This is a genomic window from Actinomadura sp. (genome assembly GCF_044508335.1).
GTDB lineage: Bacteria > Actinomycetota > Actinomycetes > Streptosporangiales > Streptosporangiaceae > Spirillospora.
Window position 1 is genome coordinate 1 of the sequence record NZ_JBIQHY010000095.1, and the last position, 16,214, is coordinate 16,214.

The window sequence follows — 16,214 nt, forward strand, 5'->3', positions numbered from 1 at the left end:
CCGTATCGACGTCAGGGCCGTCGCAGAACACCTCGAACTCGTCGACGTCCTCCGATATATCGGAGACCCGATCAACAATCCACGCTACGTCCAGACGGTTGATGTACCTGGCGGAGGACACCTCGTTGAAAGTCACTCCGATGACAACGGTCGCCTCGTCCCCTCGAACCTGCCCGAACGTGCTCAGCGCGCGCCGCGCGACGGCGAAGTCGCCTTGAAAGTACTCGCGCCCCGCGCCCGTGCGTGAGAGCTGCCGGCCGATCGCGCGGATCAGATCTTCTTCCGCGCCTTCGGCGTCCGCGACCAGGACATGTGCGTGACGGGTGATGGTGACACCCCGTTTGAGGCAGTCCCGGGTGTGCTCGCCGAGCCGGCGCTCCCAGTCGTCGGTTCTGCCGACCTCGATAATCCCCGTGCTCAATTCCAACGCGTAGACAAAGCCAGCAGGCAAGGCCGAGCCGCCTCTCTTCCATCGGTGATCGGCGGGAGTCTAAGCCATGGGGCTCAGAGCCGTGTCACGGCTCGTAGCGGATCGCCTGGACGACGGTGTCGTCCACGACGCAGTACACCGTGCCGTCCATCGCGGTGTAGTACCTCGCGCTGCCCAGGATGCTTTGGACGTCCTCGAACTCGAAGCGGTGGCGTAGGCGGCCTGTCGGCAGGTCAAAGACCGACAGGCCGCCGATGGCGCCGTAGTACACCAGCGATCCCAAGATCAGGGGCCGTTCACCATGCCCCTTGCCCACTCCGCGCTCCCAGCGGGGCGCGCCGGTGGCGGCGTCGAGGGCGACGATCCTGCCCTCGTTGTCGGTGGCCACCGCGACCCCTCCGCCCACCGCGGGGATCAGGAAGCCACGCGATCCGGCGCTTCCCGCGGCGCCCGCGACGGGGCGCTGCCAGCGCCGGCGTCCGGACGCCGCGTCGAGGGCGTAGAGGGTGCCGTCCTGGCCGCCGACGAACACGGTGCCGCCGGCGACCCCCACCGGGGCTCCCTTCCCATTCTGGGACGCCGCGGCGCCGCCGAGGGGGACGCTCCACCGCTTCCGTCCGGTGGCCGCCTCCAGGCCGAGGACGGAGCCGTCCTCGGTGGCGACCACCACCAGGTCGCCCGCCACCACCGGTGTCGAGGCGGCGCCGGCACCCGTCCGCACCTGCCAGCGCGCGTTGCCGGTGGCGATGTCGATCCCGTAGACGAAGCCCTTCTCCGAGCTGAAGCAGCACAGGCCGCCCGCGAGCGCCGCCTGGGTCTGGAACAGGGTGTCCACGCTGTACTGCCAGCGCGGCCTGCCGCTCGCGGCGTCGTACCCGTACAGCCCGTACTCCCCGGTGCCGCTGCTTCCGGTGAGGCAGACGACCCCGGACCCGGCGACCACGACGGGCGCGAGACCGATGCTCTTCAGCGACTGGGTCCAGAGGGCCTTGCCGGTCGCCTCCTCGAACCCGACCACGGCCTCACGGCTCGCGGAGTCGTAGAGGAAGCCCCTGCCGCCGAGCAGGGCCGGCGACGAGTCGCGGGCCGCCGTGAAGTCCGCCTGCCACCTCTGCCGCCCGGTCCGGGCGTCGAGCGCGAACGTGCGGCCGTCCAGCCTCGCGGAGGCGAACACGTACACGGTCCCGCGCGACGCCGCGAGCGGCGCCCTGGTGTACATGTCGTCGGGCAGCTCGAACGTCCAGCGGACCGCGGAGTCGCCGCCCCGCCGCAGGAGGAAGGCGCCGGCCGAGCCCCCGGCCAGGGCCGCCAGGACGCCGCCCGCGCCGAGGGCCAGGAAGGCGCGGCGGCCCGAGCCGCCGGGGACGGCGGTCTCGCCTCGCCGGGCGACGTCGTGCGCGATGGGCGGCGGAAGCCAATGCGTGCCTTGCGCGGCGGCGGCCGGGTCGGCGGACAGCTGCGCCAGCAGCCAGTCGGCGCCGGGCCTGCGAGCGGGATCCTTGTCCATGCAGGCCGCGATCAGCGCGCGCAGGCCGGGATCGGGGACGCCCTCCAGATGGGGCGGCAGGTGCATGACGCGGTACACCATCTCGTGGACGGCGCCCTGCCCGAACGGGCCGGCTCCGGTGGCGGCGTAGGTCAGGACGGCGCCGAACGAGAACACGTCCGACGGCGGCCCGGCCGCACCGCCGGACGCCTGCTCGGGGGACATGTAGGCGGGGGTGCCGAGGGCCGCGCCGGTCCGCGTGAGCGCGGTGGCCTCGCTCGGGCGGGCGATGCCGAAGTCGATGACGCGCGGCCCTTCGGGGGTGAGCATCACGTTGGACGGCTTGAGGTCGCGGTGCACGACCCCGGCGCGGTGGATCGACACCAGCGCCTCGGCGAGCCCGGCGCCGAGCGCGCGGACCGCGGGGGGAGGCAGCGGCCCGTGCGCGGCGACGGCTTCCTCCAGCGACATGCCGTGCAGGAACGCCGTGGCCAGCCACGGCGGCGAGGCGTCGGGGTCGGCGTCCACCACCGGGGCGGTGTAGACGCCGCCGACGGCGCGGGCCGCCGTGATCTCGCGCCGGAACCGCGCCCGGAAGTCGGCGTCCTCCGCCAGGGCCGGGTGAATGATCTTGATGGCGACCGTCCGGCCGCCGGGTGAGCGGCCGGCGAAGACCTGCCCCATGCCGCCCTCGCCCAGCCTGGACACGACGCGGTAGGGCCCCACCTGCCGCGGGATTCCAGAACGTGTCGCGGACATCGGCTCCCCGTCTTTCACCCGGTCGCGGTGCCCGATCCACCGCGCGCGTCGAGAGCGTACAGGTAACCGTCCTTGCAGCCGGTGTAGACGACACCGTCCGCGACGGCCACGCCGGACTCGATGCCCCCGGCGGTCCAGAAGCGCCACACCTTGCGGCCGGTGCCGGCCTCGATCGCGTACACGCCTCCGTTGGAATAGATCCCGCTGGGGACGTACAGGGTGCCGCCGGTCAGGACGGGGTTCGCGTGGATCTCCCCCTCCACCTGGATCTGCCAGCGCATCGTCCCGGTGGCGGAATCCAGAGCGGAGACCTTCCCGCCGTAGTCGCACACGTACACCAGGCGGTCCGTCACCACCGGCCGGGACGTGGCGGTCTCCCCGATGTCGAACGTCCAGCGCCGCTTACCGGTACGGGCGTCGACCGCGTGGACCTTCTCCCCCTGGAAGTCGGCGAAGCAGACCATGCCGTTCGCCGCCGCGGCGTCCTGGACGCCGTTGGGGGACTGGTACGTCCACCGGGTCCGTCCGGTGGACGCGTCGTAGGCGGTGAGCCTCTTGCCGCTGGGAACGTAGATCGTGCCGTCGGCGATGGCGGGGGTGTGGGCGGCGCCGCCGCGCTGCCATCGGACCGCGCCGCCGGACGCGTCGAGCGCCTGGAAGGCGTCGCCGCCGCAGAAGACGAGCCCCCGGTCGACCACGGGGTCCGCCTGGGTGTTCCCGACCGTCCGCCGCCATTTCAGCTTGCCCGTGCGGGCGTTGACCGCGTGCAGGACTCCGTCCTGCGAAAGGGCGTAGACGAGGCCCGACGCGACGGCGGGACCGGTGACGATCCGCAGCGCGGTCCGGTGTCGCCACCGCGCTTCGCCGGTCTTCGCGTCGAATGCCAGCAGGCCCCGCTTCTCACTGCCCACGAAGACCTGCCCGCCGGCCGCCACCGGGGTGGAGATGAGGAAGTCGTCGCCGGAGAAGCGTTTCCACAGCACCTTGCCGTCATGCATGGGCGGGGGCGCCGGTGCGGAGGACGTGGTGGGCGGCACGGCCGGCGGCCGCTTGCCAAGCCCGTCCGAGGAAGCCGCCCGCAGTGCGCGGACCAGCGGCACGGCTCCCCCGACGCCCAGCACGACGCACGCGGCCGCCCCGCCGAGGAGCAGGAGCCGCCGCCGTTCCTGGGCCACGGCCGACCGGGGCTCGGTCAGCGGGAGGTCGGGCACGTCCGTGCCCGCCTGGAGGATGCGGGCGGCGACGGGGTCCGGCAGCCAGCCGACGCCGTGCAGGTCGGTGCTCTGCGGCACGAGGGGGGCGAGCCGGTGAAGCAGCCGGTCCGGGGCCGGCCTCCTGCTCGGGTCGGGGTCCAGGCATTCCTCGGCGACCGCGCGCAGTCCCGGATCGGTGACGGCGTCGAGCCGCGGCCGCTCGTGCACGGCGCGGTAGATCAGCACGTGGGGCGGCCCCTGCCCGTAGGGGCCGGCGCCCGTCGCGGCGAAGACCAGGACCGCGCCGAGGGAGAAGACGTCGGCGGCGGGCCCCGTCGGCGCCCCGCGGGCCTGCTCCGGCGACATGAAGCCGGGGGACCCGACGGCGAAACCCGCCTGGGTGACGATGGCGCCGCCCGCGGCGTGGGCGATGCCGAAGTCGATCACCTTCGGCCCGTCGAGCCCCAGGATGACGTTGGACGGTTTGAGGTCGCGGTGCACGATCCCGGCGCGGTGGATCGACACCAGCGCCTCGGCGAGCCCGGCGCCCAGCGCCGCGACGGCGGGAGCCGGCAGCGGCCCCGCCAGGTCCAGCGGCACGCCCGGCAGGTATGCGGTCGCCAGCCACGGCAGGGCGGCGTCGGGATCGGCGTCCATGACGGGGGCGGTGAAGGCGCCGCTGACGGCCCGGGCCGCATCGACCTCGCGGCGGAACCGCGCCCGGAAGCCCGGATCCTGGACCAGCTGGGGGTGGACGATCTTGACCGCCACCAGCGCCCCGCCTGGGGAACGCCCCAGGAACACCTGGCCCATGCCGCCGGTGCCGAGCCTGGCCAGCAGCCGGTGGCCGCCGACCCGCCGGGGATCACCGGACCGGAGAGGCTCCATGCCCGCCACACCCTCTCTCCTGCTCCTGACCTCCGCGGACCGCGCTCCCGTCCGCGCAGTGAGATGCCGGTGCGCACCGCCCCGTTCGCCTGCGTCCGCGGTGAGACCGCCATGATTCTGGCAGACCAGGACGAGATGCTCAGCGAAGTCGCCGCCTCGGCGGCGCCCGGCCGATCCGGGCGGCCGGCGCGGGCGCTCACTTGCACTGGGGGACGGGGCCTGCTCTACTGGCGGTCTCATGGGGACGGTCGGCTCGAATCAGCGTTCGCGTGGCCCGGAGCAGACTCGGAGGGCGATCACCGAGGCCCTCCTCGATCTTCTGCGGGAGTCCGGCAAGGTGCCGACCGCCGCCGACATAGCCACCCGGGCCGGCGTGTCCCGCCGCAGCGTCTTCGTGCATTTCTCCGATCTGGACGAGTTGTACGTCGAGGCCGGGCAGCGCCAGGCCGAACGCCTGCTCGCCGCGGTCGAGCCGATCAGCCCCGATCTCCCGCTTCCCGAACGCATCGACCGCTTCGTCGACCAGTTGGAACGCATCTACGAGACCATGACGCCGGTCCGGCGCGTCTCCATCGCGGCCGCCACCTCCGGGGTAGTGGCCGGGCTGATCAACGAGGGCGACGAGTGGCTGCGGGGGATGCTCCGCGAGGTGTTCGCGGCGGAATTCCGCGGGCGCGACCCGCTGCTTCCCGACATCGTGGACGCCGCCGTCAGCTGGGGCGCCTGGTACCACCTGCGGCGGCTGAGTCCGGCGGACAAGCGCCGCTGCTTCCGCGAGATCCTCACCGCGCTCATCCCCGCCTGACCGCCTTCCCTCCCGCTCCGACCGCCGGCACGCCCGCGGCCGCCTGACTGTGCGCCGCCCCACACTGGCATCTTTGCACTCAGAGTGCAATAGTGGGTCCATGCTGATGCAGTATGCGGAGCGGATGTGGCAGGGCAAGGCCGGCATGGAGGGATTCATCAACGGCGAAATCCCCACCGGAGTGGCATACGAGATCGCCGACGGCGTCGCCGTGGTACCCGCGTTCGCGAATGTCACCGTCCTGCGGACCGACAATGGCCTGGTCCTCTTCGACACGGGAGCCCAGAACACGGCCGAGAGCAATTACCAGGCGATTCGAAAATGGTGCCCCGACCCGGTGCGGTACGCCGTCTACTCGCACGGGCACATCGACCATGTCTGCGGGCTCGGCCCCTTCGACGCGGAGGCGGAACGGAACGGCGCCGAGCGGCCCGTGGTCATCGCGCACGAGGCCGTCAAGGCCAGATTCGAACGCTATGTCCTGACCGCGGACTACAACCGCGCGGTCAACGCGCGGCAGTTCGGGAACCCGAAGTTCCGCTGGCCGCAGGACTTCCGGTATCCCGAGATCACCTACCGCGACGAGCACCGGCTGCGCGTCGGCGAGCTCACCTTCGAACTGCGGCACGCACGCGGCGAGACCGACGACCACACCTGGGCCTACGTCCCCGAGCGCGATCTCATCCTGGCCGGCGACCTGTTCATCTGGCACTCCCCCAACTGCGGCAATCCCCAGAAGGTCCAGCGGTACGCGGCCGAGTGGGCGACCGCGCTGCGGGCCATGGCCGAACTGGACGCGTCGCTGCTGATCCCGGGGCACGGCGCCCCCATCGCCGGGCGCGAGCGAGTCCGCACGGCGCTGACCGATGTGGCGGAATACCTTGAGTCGCTGGTGTCGCAGACCCTGGCCCTCATGAACCGCGGCGCGCGCCTCGACGAGATCATCCATGTCGTGCACGTGCCGGAGCGACTGGCCGCCAAGCCCTACCTGCGGGCCGCCTACGACGAGCCCGAGTTCATCGTCCGCAACATCTGGCGCCTCTACGGGGGCTGGTGGGACGGCGATCCGGCCGCGCTCAAGCCGCCGCGGCCGGACCGGCTCGCCTCGGTGCTGGCCGAGCTCGCGGGCGGCCCGCACAACCTCGCCGCACGGGCCTGCCGCGCGCTGGACGACGCCGAACCGCGGATCGCCGCGCGCCTGATCGAACTGGCGCACCAGGCCGCACCGGACGACAAGGACATCAAGGACACCCACCGGCAGATCTTCACCGCGCTCGCGCAGTCGGCCACGTCCCTGATGACACGCGGCATCTACCTGGCGGCCGCCCATAGCTGAACCCGCCCCCGCAGCGGGAAGGCGCCGCCCCCGAGCCACGGGGGCGGCGCCTTCTCCGCCGATCACGGCGCCGCGTCAGCGGATCACCGCGTCGGTGACGACCTTGGCGGCCTCGGACGGACCGAAGGTCGGCGGCTTGGGCCGCGGTTCGGTCTTCCCCAGGCGCACCACGACGGTCCTGGACACCGGATCCACCTGGACGAGCTGGTTGCCGAGGCCCAGCGCCCAGAACAGCCGGGGCGGAGCGCCCGGCACCAGCCGGCCCCGCGAGGTCTCCGCCCGCCGCGCCCCTCCCAGGTCGGTCGCCGCGAGCGGGCCGCGGACGGTGCCGGGCCGGTTGAGCCACCAGAGGTAGCCGTATGCCGAGTTCAGCTTCGTCGACGGCCGGCCTGTGGCCTCCTTGACATAGGCGGCGGACACGATCTGCCGCCCCCGCCATTTCCCGTTTTCGAGCATCATCTCACCGAACCGGGCCATGTCCCGGCACGTGGAGTTGATGCCCATGAAGGTCTGCGTGTTGCCAGCGCGATCGGCGCCCATGGTGGTGCGGCTCATTCCCAGCGGCTTGAACAGGCGTTCCTCGGCGAAGCGGGAGACCTCCTTTCCGGTGGCCTTCTGCAGCACGCGCTGCAGGGTCTGGACCGCCGAGTTGTTGTAGACCCAGACCTCGCCGGGGTCGTGCTGCTGTTTCAGGCCGATGGCGAACTTCGTGCGGTCCGATGCCCGCAGCAGCTGCTGGTAGTCGGTCTGGAAGCTCCATTCCCGGCCGGAGACGTTGCTGAGGAGGTCGCGCACCGTCACCTTCTCCGAGGGGGTCCCCTTCCACTCGCCGATCCATTTCGACGCCTTGTCGTCAATGCTCAGGACGCCGTCGTCCTGGGCGATCCCGACCAGGATGCCGGTGAACGACTTGGTGACGGACCATACCGGCTGGGCCTTCTCCGGCCGCCCCTCGCGGAAGTACCACTCGCCGACGAGCTTCCCATCGCGTGCGACGGCCAGGCAGTCCGAATCCCCCTTCTCGGCGACCGCCGCGATGCTCTTGAGCTTCGCCGCGTCCATGCCGGCGGCCGCGGGCGCCGTCGTCTCCCATGGGGACGGGCCGGCCTCGCCGGCCGAGGTGGCGGCTGACGTTCCCGCCTCCCCGGACCCGTGCCCGGCGGAGCACCCGCCGGCGAGGAGGACGGCGGTGAGAGCGGCCCCGAGAACGCGGTTCGGTCCTGCGGGCGGCCGGGTCATCGCGCGCTCCCGCCGTGCGGGGCCGCGCCCCGGTCGTCCCGCAGGTCGGCGAGCCTGACCCGTTCGGCATCGGGCATGACCGGCGCGTCCGCGAGAAGCCAGCGGAACAGGACCCAGCCCTCGGGATGGCCCGAGGTGTCCAGCCAGTTCGGCAGGCCGGGATCGGCACCGGCCACGACGACTCGTACGCTCCCGTCCGCCCCGGCCGTCGCGCTGGCGCTGTTGAGCCCCGTCCGCCGCGTCCGATGGTCCAGGGACTGGCCCCAGCGGTTCGCCAAGTGCACCCCCCAATAGCGGCATCGCGGAGGACGCACGTCGATGACGAGCGCCTCCCCTTCGCCGAGCGAGTACCAGCAGACCACGTAGTCGTTGTCCGGGGTGCGGTAGGGGCCGTGCTCGCCGGTCGCGACGAAGCGGTTCGGCGTCGCGCGCATCCTCTCCACCCGCTGCGCCGACAGCGATGCCGCCGCCTTGACGAACGTCGCCGTGGTGCGCGCGATGCGGGCGAAGCCCTGGTCGTCGAGCGGCGGATCGGGGGCCGGGTCGTCCAGCGCCTCGATCCGGTACTCCGCGGGGACCTCCGTTTCGCGGTCGAGGAAATACTGCCGGGCGATGACCGCCCGCGAGTCGGCGTCGACGCGGAGCCAGCCGCCCGGCGCCTCCTCGGGCGAGAGGATCACCTCGAAGTCGCCGCCGGGCGAGAAGGCGATGTCATCGTCGGACAGATTGACCAGGCGGGTCGTCCCATCTCGGCCCATCGCCGAGTACACGCAGAACGACAGGTAGGTCGAGGTTCCGCGGTTCCCCCAGATGCGGTAGCGGCGGGCTCGGCCGAGCACCGCGATGTCGTAGTCGGTGTCGGGATTGTCGAAGAAGAACTTACGCACCGGCGTCACCCCCGGCAGGAACACCGGGTGCCGGGAGCGCCGCAACGCGGCACGCTCGAACTGGTCGGTCAGCACGTTCAGGAGGAAGCCGAAGCCTTCGGCCACGTCAACTGCGGGGATGGCGTCCGCGTCCGCCGCCATCGTCTCGCCCGCCTCGGCGAGCGCGGCCATGAGCTCGCGCCAGGCCGCGATGCTCTCTAGCGGACGGGAGCCGTTCCCCGGGTGGAGTAGTTCGGTCACTGGTGCACTCTCTTTCCTGCTTCCTGCGGACGCCGGCACGGTGTGCGGCGCACTACACGGCGTCGTCATGCACCTCGGGCTCCGCCTCGCGCGAGAGCGGAGGAGCCGCGTCGAGGCGGGCGCGCCTGGCACGGGCCCTGAGATACACCGCCATCAGGAGCGCCGCGCCGAGACCGGCCGAGGTGAGCGGCAGGACGACCCGGAGGAGCAAGATCGTGCGAGCCGTCTTGTTCGTCCGAGACACCCGGTCTCGCCGGTCGGCGTCGGACAGCCTCAGATCGAGGTCCGCGACGACCAGGCGGTCGGCCCCGTCCTTCGTGCGGAGCACCGTCCTGCTCGTCTGCCGCTGGTCGACGCGGATGCCGGTGCGCGGGTCGACCCATGCCGTGACCGTCCCCTCGTAGACCTTGTCGACCTCGACTTCACCGCTGCCGGCGTCGGAGCCGCGGTCTCCGCGGGCGGGTTCGTCCAGACCCAGCAGTGCGGCCGGGACCCGTACGGGGGAGCCGACCACCGTCGGCTCGGTGCGCTGGACGAACCGGTAGGCCGTGACGCCCCCGACCCGGTCGACGCCGGCGAACTTCATCGGCTGCCGCATCATCGTTTTGGTATCGAAGACGTAGTAGGTCCGTTTCTGCACGCCGATCGGCCAGAAGAGCCCGATCCCCGACTGCTTGACGCTCGTGTCGCCGTTCACCGCGGCGCCCCGCACGTTGAGCAGCTGCGCCGTCCGGCGGTCGAAGGCCACGCGCTGCGACTGGATGTCGATCTGGGCGCCGCTGTCGGCGTCCCCGATCCACGTGAAGGAGTCCCAGACGGCGATCTTCTCGTCACTGGCGCGGACGTCCCCGCGGATGGTGTTGACGGCCGTGACCCGCGCGCCGCGCCTGACGGTGCGGCCCTTGACGTCCAGGTACGTGGCGTCGGCGGCCTGCAGCGTCGTCTTCTGGTAGACGTCCGCGGGCGCGACGAGGAGCTTCGGCGCCACCTGCAGGCGCAGAAGCGGAGCGAGGGCGAGCAGGCACGCACCGGACGCGACCGCCGCCAGGCCGAGGGCGCGGGCCGACCTCGCCCTTCCCGCGCCGCGCCCGGAGTGCGGGACCGGCCCGCGGTCTTGAGAACTCGACATGGAGCCAACTATTGCACTCTGAGTGCAAATGCGCCACTATTCATCCCGTGGACATCAGCCCGACGCGGCCGAGAAGCTCGGACCCGGTCAGCTCGAAGGCGGGGACGAAGGGACCCGATAACCAAGTCCCCGGAGTATGGAAGAGCAAATGATCAAGGACGACTCCGACATCCGGCGAGCGGGGGAGCCCGCGCCGGATCGGCGCTCCCCCCGCCCCGCGGACGGCCACGCGCCCTATGGGTGGAAACCCCTGGCGGTACTCGCGGCGGCCGGGTTCATCGACCGTTTCGAACACCAATTGCTCCCGGGCGTGCTGCCTTTCATCCAGGACGAGTGGGACGTCGGCGACACCACCGCCGGGCTGCTGCCGCTGGGCGGGGCGCTGGCCGCGGTCACCCTGACGCCGCTGGCCGGATACCTCGCCGACCGGTACCGCCGTGTCCGCATCCTCGCGGTCATCGTGCTGTGCTGGGCGGTCGCGACACTCGCCTCCAGCCTCGCGACCGGGTTCGCGATGTTCTTTGTCATCCGGTTGCTGCTGGCGAGCTCCGAGGGCTTCTACGGCCCTCTTTCAGGGAGCCTCCTGGCTGATTTCTATCCCCCGCAAAGCCGGGCGAAGGCCTATGGCTGGAGAGGGCTGACCCCCTATCTCGCCAGCATCGGCGTAATAGCGGGCGGAGTGCTCGGACAGCACTTCGGCTGGCGCGCCGCCTTCGTCATCGCCGCCATTCCCGGGCTGATCGTCGCCGCGCTGTGCATGCGTTTGCAAGAGCCGCCGCGCGGCCTGCTCGACCGGCCGGCGGGCGCCGCGCCGGGCTCGCCCGGCGCTCCCGCGGACGAGGACGGCCGCGTCCCGGAGGCCCGCACGGGCGCCGCCCGCCCCGGGCGGGGCGGGCACCCCCGCTTCCGCCGGCAACTCCGCCAGGTGCTCGGGACGCCGACGCTCCTCCTGCTCTCGATCGCCCTGGCGGCCCTGGCGTTCGGGCTCTCGGGGATCTCCTACTGGACGCCGACCCTGATCCACCGCGACCACGGCGTCGCCGAGGGGCTCGCGGCGTCGGTCAGCGGTGCGGTCACGGTGATCGGGGTCGTCGCGGGCGTGCTGGCCGGAACCCGGCTCGGCCGCCGCTGGCGGCGCGGCGGCGCTCGCCTCCTGGTCGGCGGGGCCGGGATCGTGATCGGAGGCGTGTTCCTCGTCGCGGCGATCTCGATGCCGTCCCTCGGGGCGTTCGCGATCACGCTGCTGCTGGCGAAGGCGACCATGGCGACGGCCATCCCCAACCTCACCGCCGCGATAGCCGACGTCCTGCACGCGACCACGCGCGGCCTCGGCTTCGCCGCACTGCACGTGTGCGGGGCGTTCGGCGTCGCCTTCGGACCGCTCGTGGTCGGGGTCGTCTCGGACGCGACCGGCTCGGTGGTCTCGGCCATGTACGGGCTGTCGGTCCCGCTGCTGCTGGGAGGGCTGCTGACGATCGCGGCCCACATGACCTTCGACCGCGACCGGAGCCGCCCGCCCGCGGGCTGAACCGCCCGCCCGTCCCCCGCTCACCCGAACACCCCTCCATGACCGCCTGCCCGCCGCACGGCGCGCCGGCCCGTCTCGTCCTGCCCGGAAGACATCGGCCCCCGGGCAGGCCCCACCCCAAGGAGGAAGTCAGTTGGAAAATCCGCTACGAGCAACGACCTCGAAGACGGCATCGCTCAGAGGTCCGCTCCTCATCCTGATCACCGCGCTCGCCATGCTCGCGGGACCGATCCCCAGCGCGCTGGCGGCGGCTCCGACACCGCCCGCGCAGCCCGCGGCCGGCCCGGGCGGCGCGGACTACCTGTGGTCGGGCTCCACCGTCCGCAGCGTCACCTTCAGCGACCACACCAAGGACTACTGGGTCTTCGCACCCACGGGCTGGCAGGGCTCCGGGGGCGCCCCGTCCACCGTGCCGCTGGTCACCTTGGTGCACGGATGGCTCGGTGACGACCCCAAGTACTACGAGGACTGGATCGACCACCTCACCCGCAAGGGCAACGTCGTCATCTTCCCCCGCTACCAGACGAGCGCGCTGACCCTGCCCAGGACCTTCGCGGGGAACTCCATCTACTCCATCAAGCACGCGCTGGCCAACTACCCCGCTGACGCGGCGGTCAAGCCCGACACATCGAAGGGAATGACGCTCATCGCACACTCCTGGGGCGGGCCGACCGCCGCGAACATCGCGAACCGCTGGTCGGCGGAGGGACTCCCCCGTCCCAACGCGATCCTGTTCACCGAGCCCTACGACCGGTCGCTCGACTCGTCCCTGTCGGGGATCCCCTCCACGACCAAGATCGACTGCCTCGTCGGCGACGAGGACACGACGGTCGGCCGCACCGGCTGCGACGCGATCTGGGACCTGACCGGACACATCCCGACCACCAACCGCAACTACATGTGGATGTTCAGCGACGCGCACGGATCCCCGGCCCTGACCGCCGACCACCGGGTGCCGACCAGCAATAACGGCCAGGCCGAGGTCGACGCTCTCGACTGGTACGGCATCTGGAAGCTGGGCGACGCCCTGCGCGACTGCGCGGTCTACGGCACGCACTGCGACTACGCCCTGGGCGGCACGGCCCACCAGACCTCGCTCGGGACGTGGAGCGACGGGGTGCCGGTCCGGCCCATGACGGTCTCGACCACCAAGCCCGCCTGCCCCGCAGGCAGCGGCGCCAAGGGCTGCTGACATGCCGGACGGGCACTCCGGACGGCAGCGTGCGCCAGGCTTGACGATCCTCTCCGGCCGCACGACCGTCTCCCCGCACGGAGCCGTCCCCGTCCCGGCCCGCACAGGGACGCCGCCGGCGGTGTCCCGACCCGGCTGACCCCGGGAACACCACCCCGCCTCGGGCCCGTCCGCGATCTGCCGCGCGGACGGGCCCGAGTGCTGTCGCGGCCGGTCCCCGGGCGGGGCCGGCCGACGCGTTTCCGACGCACCCGGCCGGCGATTCGCCGGGCGGTGACCGCGGCCGGCCGGAGACGCCCGGGGAATCGGGCGACCCCGGGGAGGTTGGCGACAAGGTGTTGGTATGTTGTCGACATGATGTCGACAAGAAGGTGTGGGGCCGATGTTCCTCGCACTTCGTGAGCTGCGGTTCGCCAAGGTCCGGTTCGGGCTGATGGGAACCGTGGTGGGGCTGATCGCGGTCCTCATGGTGATGTTGTCCGGGTTGTCGGTGGGGCTGGTCAGGGACGGGGTGTCCGGGCTGCAGAACCTGCCGGTCACCTCCTTCGCGTTCGAGCGCGGCGTACAGCACGACTCCGCCTTCTCGAGGAGCGTGGTGGAGACGTCCGCGGTGGACGCCTGGCGGAGCAGGCCGGGCGTGGCCGACGCGGCGCCCTTCGGCAACACGCTCATCAACGCGAAGAGCGACAGGGGCGTGGACATCGACCTCGCGCTGTTCGGGGTGGCGACGGATTCGTTCCTCTCGCCCGAGGTCGGGGAGGGCTCGCGGCTGAACGGCGCGGACGGCATCGTCGTCAGCCGCACGGCCCTGGACGCCGGGCTGCGCATCGGCGACACGATCACCGTCGACCGCCTCGGCACGAAGCTGCGCGTCATCGGGGCCACCCCCCGGCAGGACACCTTCGGGCATGTCGACGTGGCCTACGTGCCCCTGGCGACCTGGCAGCGGGTCAAGGCCGGGGCGGCGCCGGGCGACGCGATGCCCGCGCACGCCACCCGGGAGATCACCGCGGTGGCGGTGCGGGCGGAGCCCGGCGCTTCGGTGGACCTCTCCGCGGGCGACGCCGCCGCCCGCACCGAGAGCCTCACCTTGAAGCAGTCCTACGGCGCGTCCCCCGGCTACACCGCGGAGACGTCCACACTGCGGCTCATCCAGGGGTTCCTGTACGCCATCTCCGCGCTGGTCGTCGGGGCGTTCTTCGCCGTCTGGGCGATCCAGCGCAAGCACGAGGTCGCCGTGCTGCGCGCGATGGGCGCGTCACGGGGATGGCTGCTGCGCGACGCGCTCGCCCAGGCGTTCATCCTGCTGGTGGCCGCCGTCGCGATCGGCGCGGGGATCGGCGTCGGCCTCGGGTCGCTCATCACCGGCGGCGGAGCGCCGTTCGCGCTCAGCGCGCCGAGCGTCTCGACCGCGGCGGCGGGGATCGTCCTGCTCGGGCTGGCCGGCGCCGGCGCCGCCGTCGTCCGCATCGCGTCCATCGACCCCGCCACCGCCCTGGGAGGCAACCGATGACCGGCCAGACCACGCCGACCACCGGGCCGGCGGAGGACGCGACCGCGCCCGACCGCCCGGCGCTGCTCATGGAGGGCGTCTGCCTCCAGCACGGCGACGGCACCGAGACCGTGCAGGCCCTCGACGACGTCGACCTCGCGGTGCGGCCCGGGGAGCTGGCCGCCATCGTCGGCCCGTCCGGCGCCGGGAAGTCGAGCCTGCTCGCGGTCGCCGGCGGGCTCGCCCGCCCGGACCGCGGGACGGTCACCGTCGCGGGGCTCGACCTCACGGCGGCCGGCCCGAGGGCCAGGGCGAAGCTGCGGCGCGAGCACATCGGGTTCGTCTTCCAGTCCGGCAACCTGATCCCCGCGCTCACCGCCCGCGACCAGCTCCGGCTGCCGCTGCGGTTCCGGCCGCGCCGCGCCCGCTCGGGCCGCGACCCTCTCGCGCTGCTGGAGGAGGTGGGCATGGCGGACAAGGCGGACCGCTACCCGCACCAGCTGTCCGGCGGCGAGCGGCAGCGGGTCGGCATCGCCCGGGCACTGGTGACCGGGCCGAGCGTGCTGCTCGTCGACGAGCCCACCGCCGCCCTGGACCGGGCGCGCAGCCACGAGATCGTCCGCCTGCTCGCCCGCGAGTCGCGGCATCACGGTGCGGCGGCCATCATGGTGACGCACGATCACGACGTCCTCGAACACTGCGACACGGTGTACGAAATGATCGACGGGCGCCTCACCGCACTCGCCTGACGCGCCGGCGGGCGCGGCGGGCGCGGCAGGGGGGCCGTGGCAAGGGGGGCCGCATGCCGAAGATCCAAGCGCCGACCATCGCGGAACACCGGGCCGCGCAGCGGGCGGCCCTGCTCGACGCGGCCCGCGGCCTGCTGTCGGAGGACGCCGAGCGCGCCCCCAGCCTGGCGGACGTCGCCCGCCGGGCCGGGCTCGCCCGCTCCAGCGTGTACGCCTACTTCAAGTCCCGCGACGACCTCCTCGACGCCCTCATCGTCGACACCTTCCCCCGCTGGTCCGCCTACGTCCGAGCGCAGATGCGGAAGGCCGGGTCGCCCGGCGCCCGCGTGCTGGCCTACGTCTTCGCCAACCTCCGCCTCGTCGCGCGCGGCGACCACGCGCTCGCCCGCGCGCTCGCGGCCACCGGGCGCGCCGACGCGCTGGCCAACTCCAGCCGGCTCCTCCACGACCAGTTGCAGACGCCCCTGCGCGAGGCCCTCGCCGACCACGGCGCGTCCGACCCCGCGGGGACGGCCGAGCTCGTCCAATCGATCGTCTACACGCTCAGCCGCATGATCGAAGAGGGGCTGGCCGAACGCTCCGCGCGCCGCCTCGCCCGCGAGCTGCTCGCGCCGTACCTGCTCCGCGAGACGCCTTAGCGACGCCTCCGACAGCGAGGTTGGGTCTTGACGGATCTGTGGGCGGTGATCAGACTCCCTGCATGGGAGCGCTCCCACGCCTGGGCGCCGCTCCCCCACCACCCCAGAGTCTGGAGAACCGGATGAGAAGACGCATCGGGATCCTCGCGGCGGCCACGGCGAGCATCGTCGCGGTCCTCGCGGCGCCGGCGCAGGCATTAGGGCACGGTCCCGGCCCCGGACA

At 72.6% G+C, this 16,214-nt stretch carries 13 protein-coding genes; 7 read left to right on the forward strand and 6 right to left on the reverse strand.

The genetic code is table 11. The features are described from left to right. The 3 genes from ACIWVC_RS25850 to ACIWVC_RS25860 form a co-directional block, all read right to left on the reverse strand. A partial coding sequence (locus tag ACIWVC_RS25850) for a GIY-YIG nuclease family protein (RefSeq protein ID WP_396450486.1) occupies positions 1-421 on the reverse strand: 421 nt, incomplete at its 3' end. Positions 422-515: 94 nt separating this feature from the next. Next, positions 516-2,675: a PQQ-binding-like beta-propeller repeat protein gene (locus ACIWVC_RS25855; protein ID WP_396450488.1), complete on the reverse strand. Its 2,160-nt coding sequence runs from the start codon at positions 2,673-2,675 to the stop codon at positions 516-518. Between the two features lie 14 nt (positions 2,676-2,689). Beyond that, positions 2,690-4,756, reverse strand: a complete 2,067-nt coding sequence (locus ACIWVC_RS25860; protein WP_396450489.1) for a PQQ-binding-like beta-propeller repeat protein — start codon at positions 4,754-4,756, stop codon at positions 2,690-2,692. Between the two features lie 238 nt (positions 4,757-4,994). On the opposite strand from ACIWVC_RS25860, the gene ACIWVC_RS25865 reads away from it, so the two are divergent. After that, positions 4,995-5,561, forward strand: coding sequence for a TetR/AcrR family transcriptional regulator (locus tag ACIWVC_RS25865; RefSeq protein ID WP_396450491.1), 567 nt, complete (start codon positions 4,995-4,997; stop codon positions 5,559-5,561). Between the two features lie 100 nt (positions 5,562-5,661). Next, a complete protein-coding gene (locus ACIWVC_RS25870; protein WP_396450493.1) occupies positions 5,662-6,897 on the forward strand; it encodes an alkyl sulfatase dimerization domain-containing protein in 1,236 nt (411 codons plus the stop codon). 75 nt (positions 6,898-6,972) lie between these two features. On the opposite strand, the gene ACIWVC_RS25875 is transcribed toward ACIWVC_RS25870, so the two are convergent. From ACIWVC_RS25875 to ACIWVC_RS25885, 3 genes are read right to left on the reverse strand one after another with little or no spacing between them, the layout of a single operon-like run. Next, positions 6,973-8,136, reverse strand: coding sequence for a serine hydrolase domain-containing protein (locus ACIWVC_RS25875; protein ID WP_396450495.1), 1,164 nt, complete (start codon positions 8,134-8,136; stop codon positions 6,973-6,975). Continuing rightward, positions 8,133-9,263, reverse strand: a complete 1,131-nt coding sequence (locus ACIWVC_RS25880) for a DUF1254 domain-containing protein (protein WP_396454675.1) — start codon at positions 9,261-9,263, stop codon at positions 8,133-8,135. Before ACIWVC_RS25880 ends, ACIWVC_RS25875 begins: the two co-directional genes overlap by 4 nt. A gap of 52 nt (positions 9,264-9,315) precedes the next feature. Continuing rightward, complete coding sequence (locus ACIWVC_RS25885) at positions 9,316-10,392, reverse strand: DUF3068 domain-containing protein (RefSeq protein ID WP_396454676.1); 1,077 nt, start codon at positions 10,390-10,392, stop codon at positions 9,316-9,318. 148 nt (positions 10,393-10,540) lie between these two features. Here ACIWVC_RS25885 and ACIWVC_RS25890 point away from each other — a divergent pair, with 148 nt between their 5' ends. The 5 genes from ACIWVC_RS25890 to ACIWVC_RS25910 all read left to right on the forward strand — a co-directional run bounded on the left by ACIWVC_RS25890 (position 10,541) and on the right by ACIWVC_RS25910 (position 15,991). Continuing rightward, positions 10,541-11,920 carry an MFS transporter gene (locus ACIWVC_RS25890; RefSeq protein WP_396454677.1) on the forward strand — a complete coding sequence of 460 codons (1,380 nt, stop codon included), beginning with the start codon at positions 10,541-10,543 and terminating at the stop codon, positions 11,918-11,920. A gap of 133 nt (positions 11,921-12,053) precedes the next feature. Beyond that, positions 12,054-13,112, forward strand: a complete 1,059-nt coding sequence (locus ACIWVC_RS25895) for a hypothetical protein (protein ID WP_396454678.1) — start codon at positions 12,054-12,056, stop codon at positions 13,110-13,112. Positions 13,113-13,494: 382 nt separating this feature from the next. Continuing rightward, a complete protein-coding gene (locus tag ACIWVC_RS25900) occupies positions 13,495-14,625 on the forward strand; it encodes an ABC transporter permease (RefSeq protein WP_396450503.1) in 1,131 nt (376 codons plus the stop codon). Beyond that, positions 14,622-15,353 (forward strand): ABC transporter ATP-binding protein, encoded by a 732-nt coding sequence (locus ACIWVC_RS25905; protein WP_396450505.1) that lies wholly within the window; start codon positions 14,622-14,624, stop codon positions 15,351-15,353. The genes ACIWVC_RS25900 and ACIWVC_RS25905 overlap by 4 nt, the downstream gene beginning before the upstream one ends. Before the next feature lie 53 nt (positions 15,354-15,406). After that, the gene (locus ACIWVC_RS25910) at positions 15,407-15,991 is read left to right on the forward strand and encodes a TetR/AcrR family transcriptional regulator (RefSeq protein WP_396450507.1); all 585 of its coding nucleotides are present in this window, start codon (positions 15,407-15,409) and stop codon (positions 15,989-15,991) included. The last annotated feature ends 223 nt before the right edge of the window (positions 15,992-16,214 follow it).